This is a genomic window from Pseudomonas palmensis (assembly GCF_017848315.1).
Taxonomy (GTDB): Bacteria; Pseudomonadota; Gammaproteobacteria; order Pseudomonadales; family Pseudomonadaceae; genus Aquipseudomonas; species Aquipseudomonas palmensis.
The window spans coordinates 46,972-54,241 of sequence record NZ_JAFKEC010000034.1 but is presented as its reverse complement, the minus strand read 5'-3'; the positions used below and the strand labels follow the sequence as shown (position 1 = coordinate 54,241).

Here is a 7,270-nt window from a genome sequence, read left to right as displayed (position 1 = left end):
GAGGTGCGCAAGCTCTCCAGCCTGTCGGCCGAGACCGGCCAGTCGATGGACGCCAAGGTGGGCGAGATCAACCAGTCGATCCAGTCCAGCATCGATGCCGCCACCGTGCTGGGCAGCGAAGAGCAGGCCAACCTGCGCGAGCTGGAGCAGGTGCTCGACGAGGTGATCAGCGACCTGGGCGGTAACCTCGACGCCCTCGACGGCGCCTCGCGGGCGCTGCAACAGGATGCCCGCGCCACCCAGGCAGATATCCACGCGATCATGGTCAGCCTGCAGTTCCAGGATCGCGCCGACCAGATGCTCGACCACCTGCAGGCCGACCTGCTGCAACTGCTCGATGCCCTGGCGCACGACGACCCGCGCCTGCACGACCCGCAAGGCTGGCTGCAGCAATTGCGCCAGCGCTTCACCACCAGCGAGGAACGGGCTGGCCACAGCCAGTCGGCATCCAGCAGCGACGTGACCTTTTTCTAACTCCGGAAGCCCTGAACATGGCCAAGACCATCCTGATCGTGGACGACTCCGCCTCGATGCGCCAACTCGTGAAAATCAGCCTGGCCAGCGCCGGCCACCAGGTGATCGAAGCCTGTGACGGGCGCGACGCGCTGAACAAGCTCACCGGGCAGAAGATCAACCTGGTGATCAGCGACGTGAACATGCCCAACCTGGACGGCATCGGCCTGGTCAAGGCGCTCAAGGCGCGCAACGAATACCGCTTCACCCCGATCATGATGCTCACCACCGAAAGCGAGCAGGCCAAGAAGGCCGAGGGCCAGGCCGCCGGAGCGCGGGCCTGGATCGTCAAGCCGTTCCAGCCCCAGCAGTTGCTGGCGGCTGTCGAAAAGCTGATTGGCTGACGCGCATGTTCACACTCGCCGCAGCCACCGCCGACACCCCCGCACGGCTACGCCTGGACGGCGACCTGACCATCTATGAGGTGCGCGCCGCACGCGAGCAGCTGCTGGCCCTGTTGCCCGCTCAGCCAGTGCCCTGGCAACTGGACCTGGGCGGCCTGGGCGAGCTCGACAGTGCCGGCGTGCAACTGCTGCTGAGCCTGCACAAGACCCTCTGCGCAAATGGCCACGAGGCCGAGGTGATCGCCCTGCCGGGCAACGCCCGGGCGTTGCTGGAGCTGCTGCGCCTGCCCGCATTGTGCCCGGCCGGTACCCCCGTGCCGTGCGAGGAGTGAGCATGTTCGACGCCGAGCAATGGAGCCAGCTGCTGCAGGGCTTTCTCGAAGAGGCCCGCGACCTGCTCAAGGAAGCCGAAGACAGCCTGCTGCGCCTGGAAACCCGCCCCGATGACGACGCGGCGATCAACGCGCTGTTTCGCGCCGTGCACACGCTCAAGGGCTCGGCGGGGATCTTCTCCCTCGACCCACTGGTGGCGCTGGCGCACCAGCTGGAAAACCTGCTGATGGGGGTACGCGACGGTGCGCGGGTGCTGGACGCCCCGCTCACCTCGTTGATGCTGCAGTGCATGGACGAACTGGGGGTGATGCTCGACAGCATCGACCCGCAGCAGGTCAGCATGCCAGCGCACACGCCACGCCAGGCCGCCCTGCTGGCGGCATTGCAGGCGCATCAGGGCGAGCTGCCCGCGTCTGTGGACAACCCGCTGGCAGCCCCGCACGGTGCGCCCCGCTTGCGTACCTGGCACCTGTCGATCCGCTTTGCCAGCGAGCTGCTGAGCAACGGCTTCGACCCGGCGGCGTTCATCCGCTACCTAGCGCGGCTGGGCGACATCCTCAGCCTGCAGACCCTCACCTGGGCCGTGCCGGAGCTCGACAGCCTCGACCCGGAGGCCTGCTACCTGGGCTTCGAAGTGAGCCTGCACAGCGACGCCAGCCGCGAACAGCTCGAAGACGTGTTCGCCCTGGTGCAGGACTTCTGCACCCTGCGCCTGCAGGCCCAGGAGCCAACCGATACCGCCTTGCCGGCCGAACCCCGCGCGCCGGCGCAAACGTTGGCGCCTGCAACCGCCACACCCTTGCCATCGATGCCCGCCGGCGAGCCGCGCACTGCCTCCAGCAGCCAGGTCAAGGTGGCTGCGCAAAAGCTCGACGAGCTGATCAACCTGGTCGGCGAGCTGGTCATCGCCACCGCCGGCGCCCAGATGCAGGCCCTGCGCAGTGCCCACGCCGCCTGCATCGAAAGCGTGCAGGCGGTGCAGCAGCATGTGGAGCAGATCCGCGAGCGGGCGCTGAAACTGCGCATGGTCGAAGTGGGCGAGACCTTCAACCGCTTCCACCGCGTGGTGCGCGATGTGAGTCAGGCGCTGGACAAGCAGATCGCGCTGACCATCAGCGGCGGCGACACCGAGCTGGACAAGACCCTGATCGACCGCATCGCCGACCCGCTGGTGCACCTGGTGCGCAACGCCATCGACCACGGCATCGAGGCCCCTGCCGAGCGCCGCGCCGCCGGCAAGCCCGAGCAGGGTCAGCTGCGCCTGAACGCCTACCACGACTCGGGCATGATCGTGCTCGAGATCCAGGATGACGGGCGCGGCCTGAACACCGCGAAGATCCGCGAGAAGGCCATCGCCCGCGGCATGCTCGACAGCGATTCGCCGATGAGCGAACAGGACATCCACCTGCTGATCTTCGAAGCGGGTTTTTCCACCGCCGAGCAGGTGTCCAACCTGTCCGGACGCGGGGTGGGCATGGACGTGGTGCGCAGCGCCATCGACCAGTTGCGCGGGGTCATCGAGATCGACTCCAGGGCCGGCCATGGCTGCACCTTCCGCATCCGCCTGCCGCTGACCCTGGCGATCATCGACGGGTTTCTGGTGAGCGTGGGCGAGGAGCACTTCGTGATCCCGCTGGACATGGTCACCGAATGCATGGAGGCCCCCGCCAACCAGGCCGAGCAGGGCCACCTGAACCTGCGCGGGCGGCCGCTGCCGTGCATCGACCTGCAACCGCATTTCGGCCTGCCGCGCAGCGCCTGCGTGCGCCGCAACATCGTGGTGGTCAGCCAGGGCCGGCAGCATGCCGGGCTGATCGTCGACCAGTTGCACGGCGAACTGCAGACCGTGATCAAGCCCTTGGGGCAACTGTTCCAACACCTCAGTGGCATCAGCGGCTCGACCATCCTCGGCTCTGGCCAGGTGGCGCTGATACTCGATATCCCCAGCCTGTTCCGCCAGTCGCAGCAACGCGCCGAAGGCGAGACGCCGCACCTGTTGCCAAGCCCTTCCGGAGAATAGACATGCAGTTGATCAGCAATATGAAGATAGGCGTGCGCCTGACCCTGGGCTTTCTGCTGGTGGTGGCGCTGACCGCGCTCATCGGCGTCATCGGCCTGCGCAACCTGGAGCAGGTCAACGGCCTGTCGGACCGCATGTACGAGCTGGACGTGGCCGGCCTGAGCACCTTGCAGCAAGCCAACATCCAGCTGCTGATGGCCAACCGCGCCGTGCGCCAGAGCCTGCTCTCCACCACCGCCCAGGAGCGCGACCAGTCGGCCGCCACCGCCCGCGCGGCGATGGAAAAGACCCGCGAACTGCTGATCAAGGCGCGCGAGCACTTCATCACCAAGGAAGGCCGCGCCCAGGTGGAAAGAATCGACGCGCCGCTGCAGGCCTACATCAGCGTGGCCAACCAGTTGCTGGGGGTGCACCAGCAGTCGGGCGACCTGCAGATTGCTTCCGAAGCGCTGGCGCTGATGCCGCAGAACGTCGCGGCGGCCAACGTGGTCGACCAGTTGCTGGGTGAGGCCAGCGCTGCCAAGCAGGCGCGCGCCGGCGAGGCGAACGCCGAGATCAGCGTCATCTACGAACGCTCGCGGGTGCAGATGATCGCCCTGGTCGCCGCCGCAACCCTGATCGGCATGCTGATCGGCGTGCTGGTCACCCGCAGCATCACCCGGCCGCTGGCAGGCGCAGTGCAGGCCGCCGACCGCATGGCCGCCGGCGATCTGAGCCAGGACCTGGTAGTGACCCACAAGGACGAGACCGGGCAGTTGCTGGGCTCGATGCAGAACATGACCCTGCGCCTGCGCAGCATCCTGGGCGATGTACGCAGCGCCGCCGATGCGCTGTCGTCGGCCTCCGAACAGGTCAGTTCGACCTCGCAATCGCTGAGCCAGGCGGCCAACGAGCAAGCCGCCAGCGTCGAGCAGACCAGCGCTTCGGTCGAGCAGATGTCGGCCTCGATCGCGCAGAACACCGAAAGCGCCAAGGTCACCGACGGCATCGCCGGCAAGGCGGCCAACGACGCGGTGCAGGGCGGCGGCGCAGTGGGCGACACGGTGCTGGCGATGAAGCAGATCGCCGAGAAGATCGGCATCATCGACGACATTGCCTACCAGACCAACCTGCTGGCGCTCAACGCCGCCATCGAGGCCGCCCGTGCCGGCGATCACGGCAAGGGCTTTGCCGTGGTGGCCGCCGAGGTGCGCAAGCTGGCCGAACGCAGCCAGGTGGCGGCGCAGGAAATCGGCCAGGTAGCCTCCAGCAGCGTGCAACTGGCCGAACAGGCCGGCAGCCTGCTCAGCGAGATCGTGCCCAACATCCAGAAGACCTCGGACCTGGTGCAGGAAATCACCGCCGCCTCGCAGGAGCAGAGCAGCGCCGCCGGGCAGATCAACATCGCCATGGGCCAGATGAACCAGATCACCCAGCAGAACGCCTCGGCTTCCGAAGAGCTGGCCGCCACCGCCGAAGAGATGAACGCCCAGGCCGGCCAGTTGCAGGAGCTGATCGGCTTCTTCCGCTTCGAGGCCGGCAGCACTGCGCGTGCCCTGCCCCGGGTGGGCGAACCGCAAGTCGGCGCCTACAAGCCCACCCACAAGGCGCTGATCGATGAAGGCCAGTTCGTCAGCTTCACTTGACCGAGGCGTACCCATGCACACCCTAGAGTCTGCGGCGCCCGCGCCGCACCTGCCCACCAGTGTCCAGCACCTGACCTTTCGCGTGCGCGAGGCCGGCTATGCACTGCCCATCGAACTGGTGCGCGAGATCATCGAGTACGCCGAGATCACCCGCGTGCCGATGATGCCCGCCTACATTCACGGCGTGCTCAACCTGCGCGGCAACGTGGTGCCGGTACTGGACCTGGCAGCACGCTTCGGCATGGAACTGACCGAGGCCGGCAAGCGCACCTGCATCGTGATCATCGCCCTGCCCCTCGAGGACGGCGTGCAGCGCATCGGCCTGGTGGTGGATGCGGTGGACGCGGTACTCGACATCGACCCGCACGGGGTGGTGCCGGCGCCGCCGTTCGGCACCGGCATCCGTGCCGACTTCATTGCCGGCATGGCCCAACAGGAACAGGGCTTTTTGATCATCCTGAACATGCCCCAGGTGCTGTCGCTGGAAGATATCCGCTACCTCAGCCAGGCGGCGAAGGGCTCCTGAATGCCCTCGACCTTCAAACTGCCGGTGCTGGGCGAACAGGAGTTCAGCCGCCTGCAGACGCTGATGAGCAGCGCCTCGGGCATCCACCTGGCCAGCAACAAGCGCTCGCTGGTGGCCGGGCGCCTGATGAAACGCCTGCGTCACTACCACCTGGACAACTACCGCGACTACCTGCACCTGATCGAGCGCCCGACCCACAGCCGCGAGCGGCGCCTGGTGATCGACCTGCTGACCACCAACGAGACCTACTTCTTTCGCGAGTTCCCGCACTTCGAATTCCTTGGCCAGTGGCTGGGCCGGCGCAAGGGGCCGCTGCGGCTGTGGAGCGCGGCCTGCTCGTCGGGCGAGGAGCCCTACAGCCTGGCCATGACCGTGGCCGAGCACGCCACCGGCAGCGACTGGTCGATCCTGGCCAGCGACCTCAGCCAGAGCATGCTGGCGCTGGCCGAGCAAGCCATCTACGACATCGCCCAGGCGCGCTACTTTCCCGATGGCTGGATGCAGCGCCACTGCCTGTGCGGGGTCGGCGACATGCACGGGCGCCTGCGCGTGCAGGCGCACCTGCGAGCGCGGGTGAGCCTGCGCGAGATCAACCTGGTGCAGCCGCTGCCCGAAGGCCTGGGGCCGTTCGACGTGATATTCCTGCGCAACATCCTGATCTACTTCGACACCCCGCAGAAACAGCTGATCGTGCAGCGCCTGGTCAACCAGCTGCGCCCCGGCGGGCTGTTGTTCATCGGGCACGCCGAAAGCATCCACGGCTTCGAGCTGCCGCTCAGGCTGGTGCACCCCTCGGTGTTCGAGCGCGTATGACCGAGCGTGCGGCGGCGCCGGTGCGGGTGTTCATCGTCGACGACTCGGCGCTGGTGCGCCAGGTGCTCAACCAGTGCCTGAACGACCACCCACGCATCCGCGTGATCGGCATGGCCGCCGACCCGCTGTATGCCATCGAGAAGATGCGCCGTGACTGGCCCGATGTGCTGGTGCTGGACATCGAGATGCCGCGCATGGACGGCCTGACCTTTCTGCGCCAGATCATGGCCGAGCGCCCCACGCCGACCATCATCTGCTCGACCCTCACCGAAGCCGGTACCGACCTCAATCTCCAGGCCCTGGCCGCCGGAGCGGTCGGCGTGTTCACCAAGGCCCGGCTGGGCTTGCGCCAGAGCCTGGAGAACCTCGCCAGCGGGCTGATCCGCAGCATCGAGGAAGCGGCCCGCACCCGCCCGGTATTGTTACCTCTGTCGCAGGCGAAAGAAAAAACCAGTGCACTGCCTGCAACCCCAAGCAAAACCACCGAGCGAATCGTTACACTTGGCTGCTCGACCGGCGGCACCCAGGCGCTGGAATTCATCCTGCGTCAGCTGCCGCGCGATTGCCCGGGCATCGTGATCGTGCAGCACATGCCGGCCAGGTTCACTGCCGACTTCGCCAGGCGCCTGAACAGCCTCTGTCAGATCGAGGTGCGCGAGGCCAGGCATCTGGACCGTGTCCACAGAGGCCTGGCACTGCTGGCCCCGGGGGGCCTGCACATGCAGCTCAAACGCAGTGGTGCGCACTACCTGGTGGAGGTGCTCGACGGTCCCGCCGTCAATCGGCACAAACCCTCGGTCGATGTCCTGTTTCGCTCCGCCGCCCGGCATGCCGGGGGCAATGCCCTTGGCATCATCATGACCGGGATGGGCGATGACGGTGCCCGAGGCCTGCTGAGCATGCGTGAGCAAGGCGCCGCCACCGTGGCACAGGACGAGGCCAGTTGCATCGTGTTCGGCATGCCCAAGGAAGCCATACGGCTGGGTGCGGCCCAGGCGGTGGAACCGCTGACACGGTTGCCGGCGCTGATCGCCCAGTTCAGCGACAACCCACGTGCCAGCTGAGCCATACACCGCCCCTTACCTTGCGACACAGG

7 protein-coding genes and 1 pseudogene are annotated in these 7,270 nt (G+C 67.1%); all 8 read left to right on the top strand.

Going from position 1 to position 7,270, the window contains the following annotated elements:
- A pseudogene (locus JZZ72_RS17580) lies at window positions 1–474 on the top strand (methyl-accepting chemotaxis protein); the annotation flags it as partial.
- A gap of 17 nt (window positions 475–491) precedes the next feature.
- Entirely contained in the window at window positions 492–857 is a 366-nt protein-coding gene (locus JZZ72_RS17575; RefSeq protein WP_043861637.1) for a response regulator, read from the top strand.
- A gap of 5 nt (window positions 858–862) precedes the next feature.
- The gene (locus JZZ72_RS17570; protein ID WP_210014771.1) at window positions 863–1,189 is read left to right on the top strand and encodes an STAS domain-containing protein; all 327 of its coding nucleotides are present in this window, start codon (window positions 863–865) and stop codon (window positions 1,187–1,189) included.
- Between the two features lie 2 nt (window positions 1,190–1,191).
- Complete coding sequence (locus JZZ72_RS17565; RefSeq protein WP_043861635.1) at window positions 1,192–3,210, top strand: chemotaxis protein CheA; 2,019 nt, start codon at window positions 1,192–1,194, stop codon at window positions 3,208–3,210.
- 2 nt (window positions 3,211–3,212) lie between these two features.
- Complete coding sequence (locus JZZ72_RS17560; protein WP_043861634.1) at window positions 3,213–4,835, top strand: methyl-accepting chemotaxis protein; 1,623 nt, start codon at window positions 3,213–3,215, stop codon at window positions 4,833–4,835.
- 13 nt (window positions 4,836–4,848) lie between these two features.
- Window positions 4,849–5,361 (top strand): chemotaxis protein CheW, encoded by a 513-nt coding sequence (locus JZZ72_RS17555; RefSeq protein ID WP_043861633.1) that lies wholly within the window; start codon window positions 4,849–4,851, stop codon window positions 5,359–5,361.
- Window positions 5,362–6,174 carry a CheR family methyltransferase gene (locus JZZ72_RS17550; RefSeq protein ID WP_210014770.1) on the top strand — a complete coding sequence of 271 codons (813 nt, stop codon included), beginning with the start codon at window positions 5,362–5,364 and terminating at the stop codon, window positions 6,172–6,174.
- On the top strand, window positions 6,171–7,238 hold the full coding sequence (locus JZZ72_RS17545; protein ID WP_210014769.1) for a protein-glutamate methylesterase/protein-glutamine glutaminase: 1,068 nt from the start codon (window positions 6,171–6,173) through the stop codon (window positions 7,236–7,238). Before JZZ72_RS17550 ends, JZZ72_RS17545 begins: the two co-directional genes overlap by 4 nt.
- Window positions 7,239–7,270 lie beyond the last annotated feature (32 nt).

What these genes read in the sequence shown, in the direction of transcription:
- JZZ72_RS17575 (WP_043861637.1), top strand. Translation starts at nt 492, where the DNA reads ATGGCCAAGACCATCCTGATCGTGGACGACTCCGCCTCGATGCGCCAA.
- JZZ72_RS17570 (WP_210014771.1), top strand. Translation starts at nt 863, where the DNA reads ATGTTCACACTCGCCGCAGCCACCGCCGACACCCCCGCACGGCTACGC.
- JZZ72_RS17565 (WP_043861635.1), top strand. Translation starts at nt 1,192, where the DNA reads ATGTTCGACGCCGAGCAATGGAGCCAGCTGCTGCAGGGCTTTCTCGAA.
- JZZ72_RS17560 (WP_043861634.1), top strand. Translation starts at nt 3,213, where the DNA reads ATGCAGTTGATCAGCAATATGAAGATAGGCGTGCGCCTGACCCTGGGC.
- JZZ72_RS17555 (WP_043861633.1), top strand. Translation starts at nt 4,849, where the DNA reads ATGCACACCCTAGAGTCTGCGGCGCCCGCGCCGCACCTGCCCACCAGT.
- JZZ72_RS17550 (WP_210014770.1), top strand. Translation starts at nt 5,362, where the DNA reads ATGCCCTCGACCTTCAAACTGCCGGTGCTGGGCGAACAGGAGTTCAGC.
- JZZ72_RS17545 (WP_210014769.1), top strand. Translation starts at nt 6,171, where the DNA reads ATGACCGAGCGTGCGGCGGCGCCGGTGCGGGTGTTCATCGTCGACGAC.